This is a genomic window from Streptomyces triticagri (assembly GCF_003429565.1).
GTDB lineage: Bacteria > Actinomycetota > Actinomycetes > Streptomycetales > Streptomycetaceae > Streptomyces > Streptomyces triticagri.
Genome location: NZ_QUAK01000027.1, coordinates 89,086 through 108,895, shown reverse-complemented (window position 1 = coordinate 108,895; position 19,810 = coordinate 89,086). Strand labels below are relative to the sequence as shown.

Here is a 19,810-nt window from a genome sequence, read left to right as displayed (position 1 = left end):
CGTCGTGACGCCCGGCCGGGTCCGTGGTGTGCTGCGGTGTCCCGGGTCAGTGGTCGTCCCAGTGGCCGTCGTGCTGGGCGTGGCGGTGGCCGTCGTGCAGGTAGTCCGTGTGGTCGCCGTGCGGGACGGCGACGTGACCGCAGCCCTCGCCGTGCTGGTGGGCGTGGTCGTCGTGGGTGCTGTGCTCGCCGGCCTCGCACTCGTCCGTGTGGTCGCCGTGCACACGGTGCAGATGGCCGTCGTGGGCGTAGTCGGTGTGGTCGCCGTGCGGGACCGCGACGTGGCCGCAGCCCTCGCCGTGCTGGTGCGTGTGGTCGGGGTGCGGGGCGTGTGCGGTGGCGGGCATGAGGGTCTCCAGTGGTGCCGGTTCGTGTGCCGCGGGGCGTTCTGTGCGGCTATGGAGTGATTTTGCTCCTCTTGTACGGGACGGTGCAGCCTCCGCGCAGGGTGTGTCTGGCGGTGGCTCGCGTCCGGCTCCCGCGCGGACGGCCGTAAACAATCGCCAACGGCGTACAACCACCGAAGAGGCACAAAGGTCTCAACAGGTGGCTTCAGCAACACCATGGCGAAGCCGTTCGGTTCGATGGATCGAGGTGCCATGAAGCGTTCGATGAAGACTCTGGGTGCGTCCCTGCTCACTGCCGGCGTGGTGGGCGCGGGGCTGGTGGCGACTGCTCCGGCCGCCGGCGCAGCCGAGGCGGCCGCCGAGTACAACGGGGCCTGCGGCTCCGGATTCTCGGTGGTCAACTCCCTGCCGGTCGGCACGGACGGCGCCGCCGGCACCGTCTTCCTCACCTACAACTCGTCCACGGGCGAGAACTGTACGGTCACTGTCCGCAGCAGCGCCGGCGAGGCCACCCACATGGTCGCCTACGTGCGGAACGTGGACACCGACGAGGACAGCTACGAGGAGGGCGACTTCACCCAGTACGCCGGCCCGGTGTACGTGGAGGCGCGTGGCGCCTGTGTGGAGTGGGGCGGCGTGATCGGCAAGGAGCAGGCCTGGAACTTCGGCTCCAACTGCGGCTCGCTCACGGGCAAGGCATCGCAGAAGGACTGGTTCGCCGGCCGGCACTGAGCCGTGGCCGGAGGGTACTGCACGGCCTGAGCCGGCATCGCGCCTCGGCCCGGGGCTCCGCGGGGAAGCGGGGTTCCGGGTCGAGGCCCGGGCATGTGGGGCTCGGGCCCGTCCGGCGGATCTTCGTGGATCGGCCGGCCCTTGGCGGGCTCGGTTCAGTCGACCGCCGCGATGCCGTCCAGTTCCACCAGGGCCTGTTCGTCCCAGAGGCGGACCGCGCCGATGACGGCCATCGCCGGGTAGTCGCGGCCGGCCAACCGGTGCCAGATACGGCCGAGTTCGGGCGCCCGCTCGCGGTAGTCGGCCACATCGGTGGCGTAGACGGTGACGCGGGCGAGGTCGGACGGGGTGCCGCCGGCGGCGGCGAGGGCGGTGAGCAGATTGGTCAGGGCCTGCTCGAACTGCTCCGGCAGGGTGCTGCCGACCAGTTTCCCGTCGCCGTCGAGGGAGGTCTGGCCGGCGAGCAGCACGAGGCGGCCGCCGGTGGCCGTGACGGCGTGCGAGAAGCCGGTGGGCGGGGAGAGTTCGGCCGGGTTGATGCGCTCCACACTCATCGGGCGGGGTGCTTCCTCTCAGTGGTGGTGGTGCCGGGTGGGGACTGGGGGGGCGATGCGGACGCCCCGCTAGGTGTCGTCACTCGCGGCTGCGGTCTCGCGGTACAACTCCTTGGCGATGATGGTGCGTTGCACCTCGGTGGCGCCCTCGTAGATCCGTGGGGCGCGCACCTCGCGGTAGAGGTGCTCGAGGAGGTGTCCGCGCTGCAGGGCGCGTGCACCGTGCAGCTGGACGGCGGCGTCGACGACCTGCTGCGCGGTCTCCGTCGCGAAGAGCTTCGCCATCGCGGCGCGCCGGGGCACGTCCGGATCGCCGCGGTCGTACGCCGCGGCGGCCGCGTACACCAGGAGGCGGGCGGCCTCCGTGCGGGTCGCGAGCTCCGCGACCTGGTGGGCGACGGACTGCAGGTCCTTGAGCGGGCCGCCGAACGCGGTGCGCCGCGCGGTGTGCGCGCGGGTGGCGTCGAGTGCCGCATCGGCCATCCCGACGGCGAAGGCGCCGACGCTCGGCCGGAAGAGGTTCAGGGTGCCCATGGCGACGCGGAATCCGCCGTCGACCGCGCCGATCACGTCCTCCTCGCCGACGGGGACGCCGTCGAAGGCGAGCGCGCCGATGGGGTGCGGCGAGAGCATGTCGAGCGGGGTTCCGGTGAGTCCGGTGCGGTCGGCGGGGACCAGGAACGCGGTCACGCCGCGGGCTCCGGCGCCCGGGGTCGTACGGGCGAAGACGGTGTAGAAGTCGGCGCCCGGGGCGTTGGAGATCCAGCACTTCTCGCCGGACAGGCGCCAGCCCGGGCCGTCCCCGGGAGCCGACCGGTCGCGCTCCGCCGCGAGGGACAGGGCCGCGGCGTCCGAGCCCGCTCCGGGCTCGCTGAGCGCGAAGGCGGCGACCGCGGTCCCGGCGCGCACCCGCGGCAGCCAGGCGGCCCGCTGCCGCTCGGTGCCGTGCGCATGGACGGGGTGGGCGCCCAGGCCCTGCAGCGCGAGTGCGGTCTCGGCCTCCGTGCAGGCGTACGCCAGGGACTCCCGCATCAGGCAGAGCTCGAGCGAGCCGGAGGTGAACAGGCGGTCGATCAGGCCGAGTTCACCGAGCGCCTGGACCAAGGGGCGGTTGATCCGGCCCTCTTCCCCTCGGCCCGCCAGTGGTGCGAGGTGCTCCGCCGCCTGGGTGCGCAGCTTCTCGCACCGGTCCCGGTCCCCCGTCTCCAGTGCGAACGCGGGCATCGACACCCCCTCCGTATCGCGATCTGTTGACTGTCGTCACCACCACGATACGCTCGTTCCACGGATTGAGATGCTCGGACGACCCGACGACAGTCAGGGGACGCACATGGAGCTGACGGCCTCGGCGCACACGGACACCTTCGCGCGGGATCATCTGCCGCCCGTCGACCAGTGGCCCGAGCTGCTCTTCGAGCTGCCCGAGCTGCGCTATCCCGATCGCCTGAACTGCGGCGCCGAGCTGCTCGACGGCACCATCGAGCGGTACGGCGCGGACCGGACGGCCTTCGTCCTGCCGTCGGGCGAGCGCTGGTCGTACGGCAGGCTGCGGGCCGAGGTGGACTCGATCGCCCGGGTGCTGACCGAGGAGCTCGGTGTGGTGCCGGGGAACCGGGTGCTGCTGCGCGGCCCCACGACTCCGCAGCTCGCCGCCTGCTGGCTGGCGGTGCTCAAGGCCGGCGCGGTGGCGGTGACGGTGCTCGCCCAGCAGCGCGCCCAGGAGCTGGCCACGATCTGCGAGATCGCCCGGGTCGGGCATGCGCTGTGCGACGTACGCAGTGTGGACGATCTGGCGAAGGCCGAGGTGCCGGGCCTGGCGATCACTGCGTTCGGCGGGGACGCTCCGGACGATCTGCTGCGACGGGCCGCGGCGCGTCCCGAGCCCTTCGATGCGGTGGACACTGCTGCCGACGACGTGGCGCTGATCGCGTTCACCAGCGGCACCACCGGCAGACCGAAGGGCTGTATGCACTTCCACCGGGATGTGCTGGCGATCGCGGACACCTTCTCGCAGCATGTGCTGCGGCCCGAGCCGGACGATGTGTTCGCGGGCAGTCCGCCGCTCGGCTTCACCTTCGGCCTCGGCGGTCTGGTGGTCTTCCCGATGCGGGTGGGTGCGGCGGCGCTGCTGCTCGAACAGGCGGGCCCCAAGCAGCTGTTGCCCGCGATGGCCGAGCACCGGGTGTCGGTGGTGTTCACCGCGCCGACCGCGTACCGCGCGATGCTCGACGCCTTCGACGGGCACGATCTGTCCGCGCTGCGCCGCTGTGTCTCGGCGGGCGAGAATCTGCCCGCGGCCACCTGGCAGGCCTGGCACGAGCGCACCGGTCTGCGCATCATCAACGGCATCGGCGCGACCGAGCTCCTGCACATCTTCATCTCCGCGGCCGACGACGCGATCCGGCCGGGGACGACGGGAGTTCCGGTACCGGGCTGGCAGGCCCGCGTGGTGGATGCGGCGGGGCAGCCCGTGCCGGACGGCGAGCCGGGTCTGCTCGCGGTACGCGGCCCGGTGGGCTGCCGGTATCTCGCGGACCCTCGCCAGGCGGAGTACGTGCGCCACGGCTGGAACATCACCGGTGACACCTATGTGCGCGAGAGCGACGGCTACTTCCGCTATGTGGCCCGCGCCGACGACATGATCATCTCGGCCGGGTTCAACATCGCGGGACCCGAGGTGGAGGACGCGCTGCTCAGGCACCCCGATGTGCTGGAGGCGGCGGTGGTCGGCAAGCCGGACGAGCGGCGCGGACAGCTGGTGGCGGCCCATGTGGTGCTGCGCGACGGGGTGCCGCGGGACGAGGGGACGGTGCAGCGGCTGCGGGAGTTCGTGAAGGCCGAGCTGGTGCCGTACAAGTGCCCGCGCGAGATCGCCTTCCTGGACGCGCTGCCGCGGACACCGACGGGGAAGCTGCAGCGGTTCCGGCTGCGCACCAGGCCGGGGAATCCGCCGCAGGAGCGCGTTCTAGAGTGATCACGTGTCCGAGCTGCACACTCCCAGGTCCCTGATCGTCACCTACTACGGCGCGTACGGGCGGCGCCTCGACGGCCCCGTACCGGTGTCCGAGCTGATCCGGCTGCTGACCCCTGCCGGTGTGGACGCGCCGTCGGTTCGGTCCTCGGTGTCCCGGCTCAAGCGCCGCGGGCTGCTGCGTCCGGAGCGGACGGCGCACGGCGCCGCGGGGTACGCCCTGTCCGACGACGCCCGCCAGTTGCTCGACGACGGCGACCGGCGGGTGTACGCGAGCGGGCCGCCGCGGGCCGAGGACGGCTGGGTGCTCGCGGTGTTCTCGGTGCCGGAGTCGGAGCGCAGCAAGCGGCACATACTGCGCTCGCAGCTGTCCCGGCTGGGCTTCGGCACGGTGGCGCCCGGGGTGTGGATCGCGCCGGACCGGCTGCACGAGGAGGCGCGGCACACCCTGGAGCGGCTGCGGCTCGCGCCGTATGTGGAGCTGTTCCGCGGCCGCCATGTCGGCTTCTCGCCGAGCGCGGACGCGGTGGCCGGCTGGTGGGATCTGGCCGGGATCGCCAAGCAGCACGAGGAGTTCCTGGCGCGGCACGAGCCGGTGCTGCGGTCCTGGCGCGGGCGCACGGACACCCCGGCCGAGGAGGCGTACCGCGACTATCTCCTGGCGCTCGACTCCTGGCGCCATCTCCCGTACGCCGACCCGGGGTTGCCGCCCAAGCTGCTGCCCGCCGACTGGCCGGGGACGCGCTCGGCCGAGGTGTTCGGTGAGCTGCACGAGCGGCTGTACGAGGCGGGGGCGCTGTTCGCCGCGGTGAGCTGAAGTCGCCGCCGGTCACAGTGAAGTGACGTACGTGGAAGGTCAGTTGAGGGTGAGGCGGGGCTTGGGTCCGTCGGTGCGGCCGGTCTGGGGGCGGCGGCTGCCCGCGCGGTACGGGGCCGGCCAGGCGACGCCGGGGCCGGTGTAGTCCTGTTCGGCGGCGGCGTGCAGGGTCCAGTGCGGATCGTAGAGGTGGGGGCGTGCGAGCGCGCAGAGGTCCGTACGGCCTGCGAGGACAAGGGAGTTGACGTCGTCCCAGGAGGAGATGGCGCCGACCGAGATGACCGGGATGCCGGTCTCGTTGCGGATGCGGTCGGCGTACGGGGTCTGGTACGAGCGGCCGTAGGCGGGGCGTTCGTCGGAGACGACCTGGCCGGTGGAGACGTCGATGGCGTCGGCGCCGTGCTCGGCGAAGGCGCGGGCGATCGCCACCGCGTCGTCCCCGGTGGTGCCGCCGGGGGCCCAGTCGGTGGCGGAGATGCGCACGGTGAGCGGGCGGTCGTCGGGCCACTGGGCGCGTACCGCGTCGAGGACTTCGAGCGGGAAGCGCAGTCGGCCGGCGAGGTCTCCGCCGTAGGAGTCGGTGCGGTGGTTGGTGAGCGGGGAGAGGAAGCCGGAGAGCAAGTAGCCGTGTGCACAGTGCAGTTCGAGCAGGTCGAAGCCGCTGTCCGCGGAACGGCGCGCGGCGGCGGCGAACTCCTCCCGGATCGCGGCGAGTTCGGGCTCGGTCAGCTCGTGGGGGATCTGGCTGTCGGGGCGGTACGGCAGCGGGGAGGCCGCGACCAGCGGCCAGTTGCCCTCGGGAAGCGGCTCGTCGATCCCCTCCCACATCACACGCGTCGACCCCTTGCGGCCGGAGTGGCCGAGCTGGATGCCGATGGCGGTGCCCGGTGCGCTCGTGTGCACGAAGTCGGTGATGCGGCGCCAGGCCGCGGCCTGTTCGTCGTCCCACAGGCCGGCGCAGGCGGGCGTGATGCGGCCCTGCGGGCTGACGCAGACCATTTCGGTCATCACCAGACCGGGGCCGCCCAGTGCGCGGGCCCCGAGGTGGACGAGGTGGAAGTCGCCGGGGACACCATCGGTCGCCGAGTACATGTCCATCGGTGAGACGACCACGCGATTGCGCAAGGTGAGCGGGCCGAGCCGGAAGGGCGTGAACATGGGCGGTGTGCCGGGTGGGCAGCCGAAGTCCCGCTCGACGGCCTCGGTGAAGCGCTCGTCGCGCAGCCGGAGGTTGTCGTGGGTGACGCGGCGGCTGCGGGTGAGCAGATTGAAGGCGAACTGCTTCGGCGGCTGGCCGACATAGCGCTCGAGCTCCTCGAACCAGCGGAGGCTCGCCAGGGCCGCGCGCTGAGTGGAGGCCACCACCGGGCGCCGCTCCTCCTCGTACGCGGCCAGGGCGGCGGGGAGTGTCGGCTGTTCCTGGATCGTGGCGGCGAGGGCGAGGGCGTCCTCCATGGCGAGCTTGGTGCCGGAGCCGATGGAGAAGTGGGCGGTGTGCGCGGCGTCGCCGATCAGGACCGTACTGCCGTGGCTCCAGCGGTCGTTGACGACGGTGCGGAAGGTGGTCCAGGCGGAGTTGTTGCCGCGCAGCGGGCGGCCGCCGAGCGCCTCGGCGAAGATCTTGGCGCAGCGGTCCACGGAGGACTGCTCGTCGAGACCCTCGAATCCCGCGGCCTGCCACACCTCCTCGCGCATCTCGACGATGACCGTCGACTCGCTGTCGGAGTACGGATAGCCGTGCAGCTGCATGATGCCGTGCTCGGTCTCGGCGATCTCGAAGCGGAAGGCGTCGAAGGCGAAGGGCGCGGAGAGCCAGATGTACCGGCAGCGGTGTTCCTCGATCCGCGGCCCGAAGCCGTCCGCCTGTGCCTCGCGGGTGAGGCTGTGCACTCCGTCCGCGGCGATCACCAGGTCGTGGGTGCGGGCGAGTTCGACGGCCGGGGGTGCCTCGGTGCCGAAGTGCAGTCGTACGCCGAGCTCCTGGCAGCGGGTGTGCAGGACGGCGAGCAGCCGGCGGCGGCCGAGGGCGGCGAAGCCGTGGCCGCCGGAGGTGTGGCGGCGGCCACGGTGCACGATGTCGATGTCGTCCCAGCGTACGAAGTCGGCCTGGAGCGCCGCGTACACCGCGGGATCCGCGTGCTCGATGCCGCCGAGTGTCTCGTCGGAGAGGACGACGCCGAAGCCGAAGGTGTCGTCCGGGGCGTTGCGCTCCCAGACCGTGATGTCGCGGTCGGGGTCGAGGCGCTTGAGCAGGGCGGCCGCGTACAGACCGCCGGGTCCGCCGCCGATCACCGCCACACTGAGCGGGCCGCCGCCCGTGCCGTCGCTCGCCGGCGCCATCGTCAGCGCCCCTGCCATTTTGGGCTGCGCTTCGCGCTGAACGCCGCGTGGAATTCGGCGTAGTCCTCGCCGGTCATCAGGAGGGCCTGGGTGGAGGCGTCCAGTTCGACGGAGGCGGCGAGCGGCATGTCGAGCTCGGCGGTGAGCAGTGCCTTGGTCTGGGCATACGCGAGGGCGGGTCCGTCGGCGAGGCGCCGGGCGAGCTCGGCGGCGGCCGCGTCGGCACCGCCCTCGTCGGTCAACTGGCTGATCAGACCGATGCGTTCGGCCTCGGGGGCACGCACCTGGTCGCCGAGCATGAGGAGCCGGGTGGCGTGGCCGAGTCCTACGACTCTGGGCAGCAGATACGCCGCGCCCATGTCGCCGCCCGAGAGGCCGACGCGGGTGAAGAGGAACGCGAACCGCGCGGACGGGTCGGCGACCCGGAAGTCGGCGGCGAGCGCCAGGACGGCGCCGGCTCCCGCGGCCACCCCGTGCACGGCCGCGATCACCGGGAAGGGGCACTCGCGGACGGCCCGTACGACCTGGCCGGTCATGCGGTTGAAGTCGAGCAGCTGGGCGGTGTCCATGGCGAGGGTGGCTCCGATGATCTCGTCCACGTCCCCGCCCGAGCAGAAGCCGCGGCCCTCGCCGGCAAGGACCAGGGCCCGCACGGACCGCTCCCTGGACAGCTGGGCGAGCAGGTCACGGAGGTCGGCGTAGGCACCGAACGTCAACGCGTTCAGCTTGTCCGGGCGGGCCAGCGTGACGGTGGCGACGCCGGTCTCGTCCACGGCGACGCGCAGATGCTGCCAGCTGGAGATGGGTGGCGTGGAGCCGGTGAACGGGCTCATCCGGAGCGGCCTCCTTGCACGGGGGCGGGATCCCTTCCAGCGAAGGTATCACCGTGTCGTGACCGTCGTCACGGGTACGCGATAACCGCGGAGCGCGCTCAAATCAGCCCGTCCGGCGTTTGAGGACAGAGCCGCCAGGCTCAGATCAGCCCGTCCGGCGCTTGAGGACAAGGCCGCCAGGCCGGGCCTGAAGAAGCGACCACACCCCCACCCGGAATCCCGAAATGTGTCCGACGTCCCACCCACTACAGACCGACGCCCCTATATCCAGCGAATGCGCCTTCGTATCGTTGAAATCAGGACAGCGGCCGCCCCACCGACGGCCACACAGCGAACGGAACCCCGTGCCCTCGACCCCTCCCCCGCCCGCCACCTGGCGCATCGACCTGCCGCACAGCACCGCGGCCGTCCCGGTCGCCCGCGCCCTGGTCCGCACCGCGCTCGCCGAGATCGCCGCGGCCGACGCCTGCGACACCGCGGAGCTGCTGACGGCCGAGCTGGTGGCGAACGCGGTCGAGCACACCCCGCCGGGCTCCGGGATCGAGCTGGTCATCGAGCTGCTGCCGACGGGCTGCCATGTCGAGGTGCACGACGCCGACCCGTCGCCGCCCGGCGATCTGACCCGGCCGACGGGCACCGAGCAGCCCGACCCGTGGCAGGAGCACGGGCGCGGACTGCTCCTCATCCGGGCACTCAGCCAGGAGTGCGGCCACCGGCCGACGGAGTCGGGCAAGGCCGTGTGGTTCCGGCTGCCCGCGCGGCACTGATCCCGCGGCGCGGGACACGACGCCGCCGGAGAGATCTCAGGCCAGCGTCGACACCAGGATCGCCTTGATCGTGTGCAGCCGGTTCTCCGCCTCGTCGAAGACGACCGAGTGCGCCGACTCGAAGACCTCGTCGGTCACCTCGAGCGAGTCGAGGCCGTACTGCTCGTGGATCTCCTGCCCGACCTTCGTACCGAGATCGTGGAACGCGGGCAGGCAGTGCAGGAACTTCACGTCGGGCCTACCGGTGGCCCGCAGTACGTCCAGCGTCACCGCGTACGGGCGCAGCGCCTGGATCCGCTCGGCCCAGACTTCCTTCGGCTCGCCCATCGACACCCAGACGTCGGTGGCGACGAAGTCCGCCCCGGCGACGCCCTCCGCCACATCCTCGGTGAGCGTGATCCGGGCACCGCTCGCGGCGGCGAGCTCCCGGGCGCGGGCGACCACCTCGTCCGCGGGCCAGTAGCTGCGGGGCGCCACGATGCGTACGTCCATGCCGAGCAGGGCGCCGGTGACCAGGTACGAATTGCCCATGTTGAAACGGGCGTCGCCGAGGTAGGCGAAGGCGATCCGCTCCAGCGGTGCGGAGCTGTGCTCGGTCATGGTGAGGACGTCGGCGAGCATCTGGGTGGGGTGCCAGTCGTCGGTCAGGCCGTTGTAGACCGGGACGCCGGCGTGCTCGGCGAGCTCCTCGACGGCCTGCTGGCTGTCGCCGCGGTACTCGATGGCGTCGAACATCCGACCGAGGACGCGCGCGGTGTCCTTCACCGACTCCTTGTGCCCGATCTGCGATCCGGAGGGGTCGAGATACGTGGTCGAGGCGCCCTGGTCGGCGGCGGCGACCTCGAAGGCGCAGCGCGTACGGGTGGAGGTCTTCTCGAAGATCAGCGCCACGTTCCGCCCCGTGAGCCGCCGCTGCTCGGTGCCCGCCCGCTTGGCCGCCTTGAGCTCGGCGGCCAGCGCGAGGAGTCCGCGGAACTCGTCGGCGGTGAAGTCCAGCTCCTTGAGGAAGTGGCGGCCGGTGAGGTCGGTGGACATGAACGCTCCAGGGGACGTGCGGGATGTATGGGATATGCGGGATTCGTGGGATGCGCGGGATGCGTGGGACGTGACTGACGAGGACGATGCTGGAAGTCTATACGACGACTTACATTCTTATACGGCCGGGCGGTGCGCCGCCTTCAGTCCACCGGATCCCGCTGCACCGGGCAGCTCATGCACCGAGGGCCACCGCGCCCCCGGCCCAGCTCACTGCCCGGGATGTCGATGACCTCGATGCCCTGCTTGCGGAGATAGGTGCTGGTGGTCGAGTTCCGCTCGTAGGCGACGACGACGCCCGGTTCCACGGCGAGCACGTTGCAGCCGTCGTCCCACTGCTCACGCTCGGCCGCGTGCACGTCCTGGGTGGCGGTCAGGACCCGGATCGCGCTGAGCCCGAGGGCCGCCGCGATCGCGCGGTGCATATGCTCCGGCGGGTGGTCGGTGACCTTCAACTCCCGCTCCCCGACGCCTGGTTCGATGGTGTACGAGCGGAGCATGCCGAGTCCCGCGTACTGCGTGAAGGTGTCCCCGTCCACCATGGTCATCACGGTGTCGAGGTGCATGAACGCCCGGCGCTTGGGCAGGTCGAGCGCCACGATCGCGGTGGCGGAGCCCGCGGCGAACAGCTTGTGGGCGAGCATCTCCACCGCCTGCGGCGTGGTCCGCTCGCTCATCCCGATCAGTACCGCTCCCCTGCCGATCACCAGGACGTCCCCGCCCTCGATCGTCGACGGATAGTCCCGCTGCCCGTCCGACCAGCGGTGGAAGGGCCCGGCCTGCTCGCCCGCGAACAGCGGATGGTGCGCGTAGATCGCCTCGAAGTGCACGGTCTCGCGCTGCCGCGCCGGCCAGCGCATGGCGTTGATGGACACCCCGTCGTAGATCCAGGCCGAAGTGTCGCGGGTGAACAGGTGGTTGGGCAGCGGTCCGAGCAGGAAGTCGTCCAGGTCAAGCGCATGAAAGCGCACCGACGTCGGCTCCGGATGCTCCCTGAGGTACTCCCGTTTGGTCATCCCGCCGACCAGCGCGTCCACCAGGAGGTCGGACGGCAGCGCGTCGAAGGACGTCCGCAGGATGCCGGTGGCCAGCGGCCCGTACTCCTTCTCGTCGAAGACCCGGTCCAGGACGAGGCTCCTGGCGGCCGGTACGTCGAGCGTCTCGCGCAGCAGGTCGGCGAAGAGGTGCACGGTCACTCCGCGGTCCCTGAGGACATCGGCGAAACCGTCGTGCTCCTGGCGGGCGCGCCGCACCCACAGGACGTCGTCGAAGAGCAGTGCGTCCTTGTTGGTCGGGGTGAGCCGCTTGAGCTCCAGATCGGGCCGGTGCAGGATGACGCGCCGCAGGCGTCCGGTCTCGGAGTCGACGTGGAATCCCATGCCCCCATCCTTCCCCGCGCCGCCCGCACACGCGCGCCTTCCGCGAGGTACGGGCCCCGCCTTCCGGTACGGTCGGCGGCGCCCATTCCCGTACGGAGCCGAGGTCCGCATGTGTGCCGTGGCCGTTCCCGCACAGCCGCAGGAGATCCGGGACCGGATCGCGCAGGGGGCCGTGCCCGGCCGTGCGGCGAAGGAGAAGCAGTACCTGCGCAGCGACCTCGAGCACATCGGCGTGCCGCTGCCGGCACTGCGCACCGTGGCGCGGGACGTGGTGCGCGCCCGGCCCGAGCCGGACCCCGAGGAGATCGCCGGGCTCGTCCGGGCACTGTGGTCGCGACCCGTGCACGAGCACCGGTCGGTCGCGCTGCTGCTGCTCGCCGGCTGGGTGGACCGGCTCCGGGCGACGGACACACAGGAGGGCGCGCTACTCGACGAGTTGCTGCGGGACTGCCGGTCCTGGGCCCATGTCGATCTGCTGGCGCCGTTCGTGTCGGGGCGGATGCTCCTGGACCGGCCCGAGGTGGTGGACGCCGCCCGCCGCTGGGCCGCCGATCCGGGGCAGTGGGTGCGGCGGGGCGGCATCCTGACGTTCCTGCTCGCGCTGCGGCGGGAGCGTGAATTCCCGCGCTGGTTCCCGGTGTTCGGCGAAGTAGTCGATCCGCTGCTCGACGACGACCGCTTCTTCGTGCGCAAGGCGATCGGCTGGGCGCTGCGCGAGGGCACCAAACACCACCCGGAGCCGGTCGCCGCCTGGCTGGGCTACCGGCTCGACCGGGTGTCCGGACTGACCCTGCGGGAGGGCGCACGGCGGCTGCCGGAGGCGGACGCCGCGCGCCTGCTCGGCGCGTACGCCGTACTCCACCCGCGCGGTTCCCGCCGCCGCGGCTAGGTCCTGTCCGGCGGATCTTCGCGGGTCAGCTCGCGGCTCCCCAGCCTCCGGCCGGGAGGTGCCCCCATGTGCGTGCTCTCGGGGTCCCCCCGGCCGAAGGCTGGGGGAGTGCGCCCGGATCGCCCTCGTACTGGACGTACTCGGGTGATTCGGGCGTGCGGCGAGTGGGGGTACCCCCGGCCGGAGGCTGGGGGAGCGTGCCAGGCGCCGCGAGCCCGCGAAGATCCGCCGGACAGGACCCAGGGGAGACGCCCCCTGGCCGCGGCGACGCGAACCCCCGGGCGCTGTGCGCCTGTTCAGAGCCGCGGGTCAACCGGCTCCGACTCCAGCGCGAGCACCGCGAACACCGCCTCGTGCACCCGCCACAGCGGCTCCCCCTCGGCGAGCCGGTCCACGGCCTCCAGACCGAGCGCGAACTCCCGCAGGGCGAGCGATCGCTTGTGCCCGAGGAAGCGGCTGCGCAGCCGCTGCAGATTGTCCGGCCTGGTGTACTCGGGACCGTAGATGATCCGCAGGTACTCGCGGCCGCGGCACTTGATGCCGGGCTGCACCAGGCGGCCGCCGCCGTCGCGCACCACGGCCTGCACCGGCTTCACGACCATGCCCTCGCCGCCGCGCCCGGTCATCTCGAGCCACCAGTCGATGCCTGCCTGTACGGAGGCCTCGTCGCCGGTGTCCACGTAGAGCCGGCGGGTGGTGTGCAGGAGTCCGCTCGAGTCGTGCTCGACCATGCGGTCGATCAGGGCGAGCTGCTCGTCGTGCGGGAGTGCGGTCAGGCTGCGGGAGCTGGTGGCGAGGATCTGGAACGGCGCGAGCCGCACCCCGTCGAGCCCGTCGGTCGTCCAGCAGTAGCGCCGGTACGCCTCGGTGAACGCGGCCGCGTCCGTGGCGCGGCCCCGCTGCCGGTCGAGCAGTTCGCCGGTGTCCACGCCGCGCGCCTTCGCCGCCTCCAGGGCGGCCACCGCGCCGGGCAGGGCCGCGCCGGAGGCCGCGCCCACCGCCGCGTACTGCGAGCGGAGCAGGCCGGAGGCCTTCAGGGACCAGGGCAGCAGCTCGGCGTCGAGCAGCAGCCAGCCCGCCGACTCGCCCGCGCCCAGTTCGTCCCAGAGTCCCGCTTCGGTGACCGCGGCGCGCAGCCTCGCCAGGACTTCCTCGGTGACCGCGGGGTCGTCGAAGAAGGGGCGGCCGGTGCGGGTGTAGACGGCGCCGGTCGGAGCGCCCTCCTTCGCGCCGCCGGGCGCCGTGTCGAGGCCGAACGACTGCGCGGCCACCTCCGCGTCGCGGCAGAGCAGCACCACGGCGCGCGAGCCCATGTGCTTCTCCTCGCACACCACCCGTTCGACGCCGTCGGACGCGTACTGCGCGAAGGCCTCGGCCGGGTGCTCCAGATAGCCCTCGCGCCCCGAGGTCGCCGTGGGCGCCATCGTCGGCGGCAGATACGGGAGCAGCCGCGGGTCGACCGCGAAGCGGCTCATCACCTCGAGCGCCGCCGCCGCGTTCTCCTCACGGACCGAGACGCGGCCCATGTGCCGGGTCTCCACGATGCGCCGTCCCTGCACGTCCGCGAGGTCGAGCGGCCGGCCCTGGTGCCCGCCGGGCGCCTCGGTGGCGAGCGGCTTCACCGGCTCGTACCAGACCTTCTCGGCGGGTACGTCGACGAGTTCGCGCTCCGGCCAGCGCAGCGCGGTGAGCCGGCCGCCGAAGACGGCGCCGGTGTCCAGGCAGATGGTGTTGTTCAGCCAGCTGGCGCTCGGCACCGGGGTGTGGCCGTAGACCACCGCCGCGCGGCCCCGGTACTCCTCGGCCCACGGGTAGCGCACGGGCAGCCCGAACTCGTCGGTCTCGCCGGTGGTGTCGCCGTACAGCGCGTGGCTGCGGACCCGGCCCGAGGTGCGGCCGTGGTACTTCTCCGGCAGACCGGCGTGGCAGACCACGAGCTTGCCGCCGTCCAGGACGTAGTGGCTGACCAGGCCGTCGATGAACTCCCGCACCCGGGCGCGGAACTCCTCGCTCTCCTCCTCCAGTTGGGCGACGGTCTCGGCGAGGCCGTGGGTGTGCTGGACCTTGCGGCCCTTGAGGTAGCGGCCGAACTTGTTCTCGTGGTTGCCGGGCACGCACAGCGCGTCGCCGGACTCGACCATGCTCATCACCCGGCGCAGTACGCCCGGACTGTCCGGGCCGCGGTCGACCAGGTCGCCGACGAAGACGGCGGTGCGGCCCTCGGGGTGCGAGCCGTCCACGTAGCCGAGCTTGCCGAGCAGGGTGTCCAGCTCGGAGCGGCAGCCGTGGATGTCGCCGATGATGTCGAAGGGACCGGTCAGGTGACTGAGGTCGTTGAACCGCTTCTCCAGGGAGATCTCCGCGGCGTCCACCTCGTCGACGCCGCGCAGCACATGCACCTTGCGGAAGCCCTCGCGCTCCAAGTGCCGAAGGGAGCGGCGCAGTTCGCGCTGGTGGCGCTGGATGACGCGGCGCGGCATGCCGGCCCGGTCGGCGCGCTGCGCATTGCGCTCGGCGCACACCTGCTCGGGTACGTCGAGCACGATGGCGATGGGCAGCACGTCGTACTGCCGGGCCAGCTGGACCAGTTGCTTGCGGCTCTCCGACTGGACGTTGGTGGCGTCCACGACGGTGAGCCGGCCGGCCTCGAGGCGCTTGCCGGCGATGTAGTGCAGGACGTCGAAGGCGTCGCGGCTGGCGCTCTGGTCGTTCTCGTCGTCGGCGACCAGGCCGCGGCAGAAGTCCGAGGAGATCACCTCGGTGGGCTTGAAGTGCCTGCGGGCGAAGCTGGACTTGCCGGAGCCGGTGGCGCCCACGAGGACGACCAGGGAGAGGTCGGTCACCGGGAGCCTGCGGGGCTCACGCGGGCCGGACGGGGCGTCGGTGCGGCGGTCGTCGTGCTCGGTCATGCTGCCTCGTCTCCCTTCGTGGCTGTGGCGGTGGAGGTGCTGGTGCTGGTGGTGCTGGTAGTGGGTGCGGGTGCCGCGGTGTGCTCGATCCGCGTGAAGACGGCCAGTTGGGTCGGCGGTCCGACCTCCGGGTCGTCGGGTCCGATCGGCTTGAACTCCACTGCGTATCCGTGCCGTTCGGCGACCCGGTGCGCCCAGGCACGGAACTCGGCCCGGGTCCACTCGAAGCGATGGTCGCCGTGCCGGCTGTGCCCGGCGGGCAGCGACTCCCAGCGGACGTTGTACTCCACGTTCGGCGTGCTGACCAGGACGGTCGCGGGCCGCGCGGAGCCGAAGACGGCGTACTCGAGGGCGGGCAGCCGCGGCAGGTCCAGGTGCTCGATCACCTCGCTGAGCACGGCCGCGTCGTACCCGGTCAGCCGCTTGTCGGTGTACGCGAGCGAGCCCTGGAGCAGCTTGACCCGCTCCGCGCGGCGGTCGCCCATCCGGTCCAGCTTGAGGCGCCGCGAGGCGATGGTGAGCGCCCGCACCGACACGTCGAGGCCGACGATCTCGGTGAACCGGGTGTCCTTGAGCAGCTCCTGCACCAACTGGCCCTGCCCGCAGCCGAGATCGAGCACCCGCCCGGCACCGGCCGTGCGCAGCTCGGCGAGCAGTGCCTCGCGCCGCTGCACCGCGAGCGGCACGGGCCGCTCCTCGGTGTCGGTCTCCTCGTCCACCGCGTTGTCGATCTCCTCGACCTGGCTGTCGTCGGTCTCCGCCAGGCGTACGAGCTCGAGCCGCTCCATGGCCGTACGGGTCAGGGACCAGCGGCGGGACAGATAGCGGCTGGTGATGAGCTTCTGCTCGGGGTGCTCGGCCAGCCAGCCGTCGCCCGCCCTGAGCAGCTTGTCGACCTCGTCGGGCGCCACCCAGTAGTGCTTGGCGTCGTCGAGCACCGGCAGCAGGACGTACAGGTGCCGCAGCGCCTGCGCGAGCACCTGCTCGCCCTCGAGGACCAGCCTCACGTACCGGGACTCGCCCCACTCCGGGAACTGCTCGTCGAGCGGAAGCCGGGTGGCCTGCACGCTCCAGCCGAGCGGCTCGAAGAGCTTCGCGACCAGGTCGGGGCCGCCGCGCGCGGGCAGTACGGGGACCTCGATGCGCAACGGCTGGGGCTGCCCGACCAGTTCGGGCCGGGCGGCACAGGTGCCCTGCAGCGCAGTTTTGAAGACCCGTCCGACGGCCACGGCGAGCAGCGAGGAGGCCGCGTACGGACGGTCGTTGACGTACTGCGCGAGCGCCGAGTCGGGAGCGCCGCCGCGGCCCTTGCCCTTGCCGCGCCGCACCAGCGCCACCGGGTCCACCTCCAGGAGCAGCGCGGCGGAGCACCGCTCCTCGGACGCCTCGGGATAGAAGACGTGCGCGGTGCCGTGCGAGGTGTCGAACGCCTGCGATTTCTCGGGATGCTTGTGCAGCAGAAATCCGAGATCGGTCGCGGGTCGCTCCGGGCTGCCGGTGGTACTTATCGTCAGGAACACCCGTCCGAGTATGCGGCGCCGTGCTCGCCATGGCGAGGGACTTTCCACTTCGGGCGGGCAGCGGGTGGGGCGGCGGGGGAAGATCGCCGGCAGAGGAAACGGGACCAAGGTCCCGCCGGTCGGGACCTTTTGCGGGGACACATGCCCGATCGCCCCGTCCTCGCCGCGGTCCCGGCTGCCGAGAATGGGCGGGACGTGCAGGACGCCGACACGGCGCTGCCGGTCCGCGGGGATCCGGACGCGGACCGGGAGGGTGGTCGGGGCCGGCTGCTCGCCGACCGCCCGGCCCCGGACCTTCGGATGATCCGGAACGGCTTTCGGATGATCCGGAACGGCGACGGCAAGGTCGTACGGACGATCCGGCTCCGACAGCACGCCGCCCGATCGGCACCCTCACGAAGGAAGACCCGAACATGCTCGACCTCGCCGGCCGGCCGGGTGCCCCCAGGCTCCGTCACCCCCGCCGCTCCGATCTGATCGCGGCACGTGCCGCGCGGATCGTACGGCTGCTGCCGCTCCCGCTGATCCTGGCCGGCGCCGCCTTCTACGTCTTCACGCCCGCCGGGTTCACCTCGCCGCCGTTCTTCGAGACCGCGCCCCTGCTGATCGCTCCCTTGTACTCGCTGCGCGGCACCGTGGCGGTGGCCGCGCTCGCCCTCGCCGTACAGATCGCGCTGGAGCTGGCGAACGGCACGGCCGACGACCCCACGGCGATCACCGAGATGGTCACGCAGTTCCTGGTGGGCGGCATTGCCGTGGCCCTGCATCTGATCGTCGCCCGGCACGGCCGGCGCCTGGCCACGGCGCGGGGCATGGCCGAGACGGTGCAGCGCGCGGTGCTGCCTCCCCCGCCACAGCGGACGGGCACGCTCGATGTGGCCGCACGGTACGAGGCGGCGGAGGCGGACGCCCTCATCGGCGGTGATCTGTATGCCGTCCAGGAGACGCCGTACGGAGTGCGGGTGCTCGTGGGCGATGTGCGCGGGAAGGGCATGCAGGCGGTCCGGGCGGTGGCCACCACGATCGGGGTCTTCCGCGAGGCCGCGGAGCAGCAGGCGGACCTCGCGGCCGTGGCCGACCGGCTCGATCTCGCGGTCCAGCGCGGGACCCGGCTCGCCGAGGGTCCCGCGGTGTCCGAGGGCTTCGTCACGGCCGTACTGGCAGAGCTCGATCAGGACCGGAACCTGCTGCGGGTGGTCAACCGCGGACACCCTGGTCCGCTGCTCCTGACGCCGGTCGAGAACGTCGATACGCCCGACGGAAGGCCGGTCCGCGTACGGACCGTGGAGCCGGATGTCCCGGCACTGCCCCTGGGCATGGGCGATCTGGGCAGCGAGCCCACCGAGTCGGTCGAGGTGGCGTTCCCGCCCGGGACGACGCTGCTCGCCTTCACGGACGGACTGAGTGAGGCGCGGGACCGGGACGGCGCCTTCTTCGACCCGGTCACCGCCCTGCGGAACCACAGCTTCACCACCCCCGACCGTCTCCTGGACACCTTGCTCGACGCCGTGCACCGGCACACGAACGGCCGTCAGGCGGACGACATGGCGCTGCTCGCCGTCACCCGCACCGACGGCACGTCCGCGGGCCGTCCGTGAAGACCCGGTCTAGCGACGGCCGGGCCGCCGGCTCCTGAACCAGACGGTGCCCCACAGGGCCGCGATTAGCCCGGTGCCGAGGGCGATCGGCGCCACCGGCAGGTCGTCGCTCGAACCGCCGAGTCCGCCCTGTACGCCTCGGCTGGGCGCGGGACTGACCGGTGACGGAGTCGGGGACGTCGTCCCGGATCCGGTGATGCTGATCGAATAGCTGGACACACTGCCTGCGCAGTCGACCTGCACGGGGTGCGCACCGGCCGAGGCACCGGAACGGATCTTCGCGGTACCCGTGTAGATCCCCGCCGAACCGGTCGACAGGGGTACGACCTGCTCGAACACCGCGGACGACGCGGTGGCGGACTCGGCCTGGCAGCCTCCGGAAACCGAAAGCACCACGGAGTCCCCGGGCTTCGCCGGGTTCGGAGTGGCGGAGAACGAAGGCTGCTCGTCCGCGAACGCCGACGGTACGGCGAACGAGACGGCGGCGACGGTGGTCAGGGCGGCGGTGGCGGCTGCGGATATGACGCGCATGGCTCCTCGATCCAGGCGCGGCCGGACAGCCGGTCGGGTCTCGGGGTGCCGCGCGCCTTCCCTACCTGCATGTCAGGCGCGCACCATTACGGCGAGTCGGCGCAACGCCACCTGGAGTAGCGCCCCGGGCCCGCGTGAGTGCCCCTCGGCCACCCAACTCGGGCCGCGGGGCCGGGTGTTGGCGGCCGGGACCGCGACCGCCCCAGACCTACCGGATGGTGTGGCGCCCGCCGGACACGAAAGAGCCCTCGCACACGCGGCGCAAGGGCTCTTCGGCGGCCGCTAGACATCGCCCACGGGCACGGGCGCGGGCGCATGGCACGGTGGCGCTTCAGCCTGTTCGGCCAGTGGCGTCGCCGAGCCGCCGAGCAGGCGCTGCGCGGCCCGGCGGGCGGCTTCACCGGCGATGTTGGCGGCCGGCTGTATCTCCTCTCGGGGCGTGCGGTGCGGGGCGTCGGGGGGTGGTCGGTGCGCCAGGTCGGCGGTGTCGGTGAACGCAGCCACCGTGGGCAGCGCGAGGACCCCCAGGGCCGCGGTCGCGATCAGTACGGCACGCAGCCGGATACCCGTACACAAGTCGGTGCTGTAC

Annotated in this window: 17 protein-coding genes; 6 read left to right on the top strand and 11 right to left on the bottom strand. The window is 72.2% G+C overall.

Annotated features, from left to right (window positions below):
• Positions 1-46: 46 nt before the first annotated feature.
• The gene (locus DY218_RS06470) at positions 47-346 is read right to left on the bottom strand and encodes a hypothetical protein (RefSeq protein ID WP_128554938.1); all 300 of its coding nucleotides are present in this window, start codon (positions 344-346) and stop codon (positions 47-49) included.
• 264 nt (positions 347-610) lie between these two features.
• Here DY218_RS06470 and DY218_RS06465 point away from each other — a divergent pair, with 264 nt between their 5' ends.
• Positions 611-1,078 (top strand): spore-associated protein A, encoded by a 468-nt coding sequence (locus DY218_RS06465; protein ID WP_128554949.1) that lies wholly within the window; start codon positions 611-613, stop codon positions 1,076-1,078.
• Positions 1,079-1,233: 155 nt separating this feature from the next.
• Here DY218_RS06465 and DY218_RS06460 read toward each other — a convergent pair whose 3' ends face one another.
• Positions 1,234-1,632, bottom strand: a complete 399-nt coding sequence (locus tag DY218_RS06460) for a RidA family protein (RefSeq protein WP_128554937.1) — start codon at positions 1,630-1,632, stop codon at positions 1,234-1,236.
• Between the two features lie 69 nt (positions 1,633-1,701).
• Complete coding sequence (locus DY218_RS06455; protein ID WP_128554936.1) at positions 1,702-2,856, bottom strand: acyl-CoA dehydrogenase family protein; 1,155 nt, start codon at positions 2,854-2,856, stop codon at positions 1,702-1,704.
• A gap of 106 nt (positions 2,857-2,962) precedes the next feature.
• Between DY218_RS06455 and DY218_RS06450 the strand changes: the two genes are divergently transcribed.
• A complete protein-coding gene (locus DY218_RS06450; protein WP_128554935.1) occupies positions 2,963-4,606 on the top strand; it encodes an AMP-binding protein in 1,644 nt (547 codons plus the stop codon).
• A 4-nt stretch (positions 4,607-4,610) separates the two neighbouring features.
• A complete protein-coding gene (locus DY218_RS06445) occupies positions 4,611-5,420 on the top strand; it encodes a PaaX family transcriptional regulator (protein ID WP_128554934.1) in 810 nt (269 codons plus the stop codon).
• 39 nt (positions 5,421-5,459) lie between these two features.
• Here DY218_RS06445 and DY218_RS06440 read toward each other — a convergent pair whose 3' ends face one another.
• Together DY218_RS06440 and DY218_RS06435 are read right to left on the bottom strand one after the other, a co-directional pair.
• Entirely contained in the window at positions 5,460-7,760 is a 2,301-nt protein-coding gene (locus tag DY218_RS06440) for a bifunctional salicylyl-CoA 5-hydroxylase/oxidoreductase (protein ID WP_233521398.1), read from the bottom strand.
• A 2-nt stretch (positions 7,761-7,762) separates the two neighbouring features.
• On the bottom strand, positions 7,763-8,593 hold the full coding sequence (locus tag DY218_RS06435) for an enoyl-CoA hydratase family protein (protein WP_128554932.1): 831 nt from the start codon (positions 8,591-8,593) through the stop codon (positions 7,763-7,765).
• A 344-nt stretch (positions 8,594-8,937) separates the two neighbouring features.
• Between DY218_RS06435 and DY218_RS06430 the strand changes: the two genes are divergently transcribed.
• On the top strand, positions 8,938-9,360 hold the full coding sequence (locus tag DY218_RS06430; RefSeq protein WP_233521397.1) for an ATP-binding protein: 423 nt from the start codon (positions 8,938-8,940) through the stop codon (positions 9,358-9,360).
• Positions 9,361-9,396: 36 nt separating this feature from the next.
• Here the strand turns inward: DY218_RS06430 and argF are convergent, their stop codons facing one another.
• A complete protein-coding gene (gene argF / locus DY218_RS06425) occupies positions 9,397-10,395 on the bottom strand; it encodes an ornithine carbamoyltransferase (RefSeq protein WP_128554930.1) in 999 nt (332 codons plus the stop codon).
• Positions 10,396-10,538: 143 nt separating this feature from the next.
• The gene (locus DY218_RS06420) at positions 10,539-11,774 is read right to left on the bottom strand and encodes an arginine deiminase (protein WP_128554929.1); all 1,236 of its coding nucleotides are present in this window, start codon (positions 11,772-11,774) and stop codon (positions 10,539-10,541) included.
• Between the two features lie 118 nt (positions 11,775-11,892).
• Here DY218_RS06420 and DY218_RS06415 point away from each other — a divergent pair, with 118 nt between their 5' ends.
• Entirely contained in the window at positions 11,893-12,663 is a 771-nt protein-coding gene (locus tag DY218_RS06415) for a DNA alkylation repair protein (RefSeq protein ID WP_233521396.1), read from the top strand.
• 296 nt (positions 12,664-12,959) lie between these two features.
• Here the strand turns inward: DY218_RS06415 and DY218_RS06410 are convergent, their stop codons facing one another.
• Entirely contained in the window at positions 12,960-15,572 is a 2,613-nt protein-coding gene (locus DY218_RS06410) for a polynucleotide kinase-phosphatase (RefSeq protein ID WP_128554927.1), read from the bottom strand.
• Entirely contained in the window at positions 15,569-17,092 is a 1,524-nt protein-coding gene (locus DY218_RS06405) for a 3' terminal RNA ribose 2'-O-methyltransferase Hen1 (protein WP_128554926.1), read from the bottom strand. The genes DY218_RS06410 and DY218_RS06405 overlap by 4 nt, the downstream gene beginning before the upstream one ends.
• A 413-nt stretch (positions 17,093-17,505) precedes the next feature.
• On the opposite strand from DY218_RS06405, the gene DY218_RS06400 reads away from it, so the two are divergent.
• Positions 17,506-18,690, top strand: coding sequence for a PP2C family protein-serine/threonine phosphatase (locus tag DY218_RS06400; protein WP_128554925.1), 1,185 nt, complete (start codon positions 17,506-17,508; stop codon positions 18,688-18,690).
• 9 nt (positions 18,691-18,699) lie between these two features.
• Here the strand turns inward: DY218_RS06400 and DY218_RS06395 are convergent, their stop codons facing one another.
• The gene (locus DY218_RS06395; protein ID WP_128554924.1) at positions 18,700-19,221 is read right to left on the bottom strand and encodes a hypothetical protein; all 522 of its coding nucleotides are present in this window, start codon (positions 19,219-19,221) and stop codon (positions 18,700-18,702) included.
• Between the two features lie 282 nt (positions 19,222-19,503).
• Positions 19,504-19,797: a hypothetical protein gene (locus DY218_RS06390; protein ID WP_128554923.1), complete on the bottom strand. Its 294-nt coding sequence runs from the start codon at positions 19,795-19,797 to the stop codon at positions 19,504-19,506.
• Between the last annotated feature and the right edge of the window lie 13 nt (positions 19,798-19,810).

Bases quoted from the DNA above. Each gene is read 5' to 3' on its own strand.
- DY218_RS06470 (WP_128554938.1), bottom strand. From the start codon at position 346: ATGCCCGCCACCGCACACGCCCCGCACCCCGACCACACGCACCAGCAC.
- DY218_RS06465 (WP_128554949.1), top strand. From the start codon at position 611: ATGAAGACTCTGGGTGCGTCCCTGCTCACTGCCGGCGTGGTGGGCGCG.
- DY218_RS06460 (WP_128554937.1), bottom strand. From the start codon at position 1,632: ATGAGTGTGGAGCGCATCAACCCGGCCGAACTCTCCCCGCCCACCGGC.
- DY218_RS06455 (WP_128554936.1), bottom strand. From the start codon at position 2,856: ATGCCCGCGTTCGCACTGGAGACGGGGGACCGGGACCGGTGCGAGAAG.
- DY218_RS06450 (WP_128554935.1), top strand. From the start codon at position 2,963: ATGGAGCTGACGGCCTCGGCGCACACGGACACCTTCGCGCGGGATCAT.
- DY218_RS06440 (WP_233521398.1), bottom strand. From the start codon at position 7,760: ATGGCGCCGGCGAGCGACGGCACGGGCGGCGGCCCGCTCAGTGTGGCG.
- DY218_RS06435 (WP_128554932.1), bottom strand. From the start codon at position 8,593: ATGAGCCCGTTCACCGGCTCCACGCCACCCATCTCCAGCTGGCAGCAT.
- argF (WP_128554930.1), bottom strand. From the start codon at position 10,395: ATGTCCACCGACCTCACCGGCCGCCACTTCCTCAAGGAGCTGGACTTC.
- DY218_RS06420 (WP_128554929.1), bottom strand. From the start codon at position 11,774: ATGGGATTCCACGTCGACTCCGAGACCGGACGCCTGCGGCGCGTCATC.
- DY218_RS06410 (WP_128554927.1), bottom strand. From the start codon at position 15,572: ATGACCGAGCACGACGACCGCCGCACCGACGCCCCGTCCGGCCCGCGT.
- DY218_RS06400 (WP_128554925.1), top strand. From the start codon at position 17,506: ATGCTCGACCTCGCCGGCCGGCCGGGTGCCCCCAGGCTCCGTCACCCC.
- DY218_RS06395 (WP_128554924.1), bottom strand. From the start codon at position 19,221: ATGCGCGTCATATCCGCAGCCGCCACCGCCGCCCTGACCACCGTCGCC.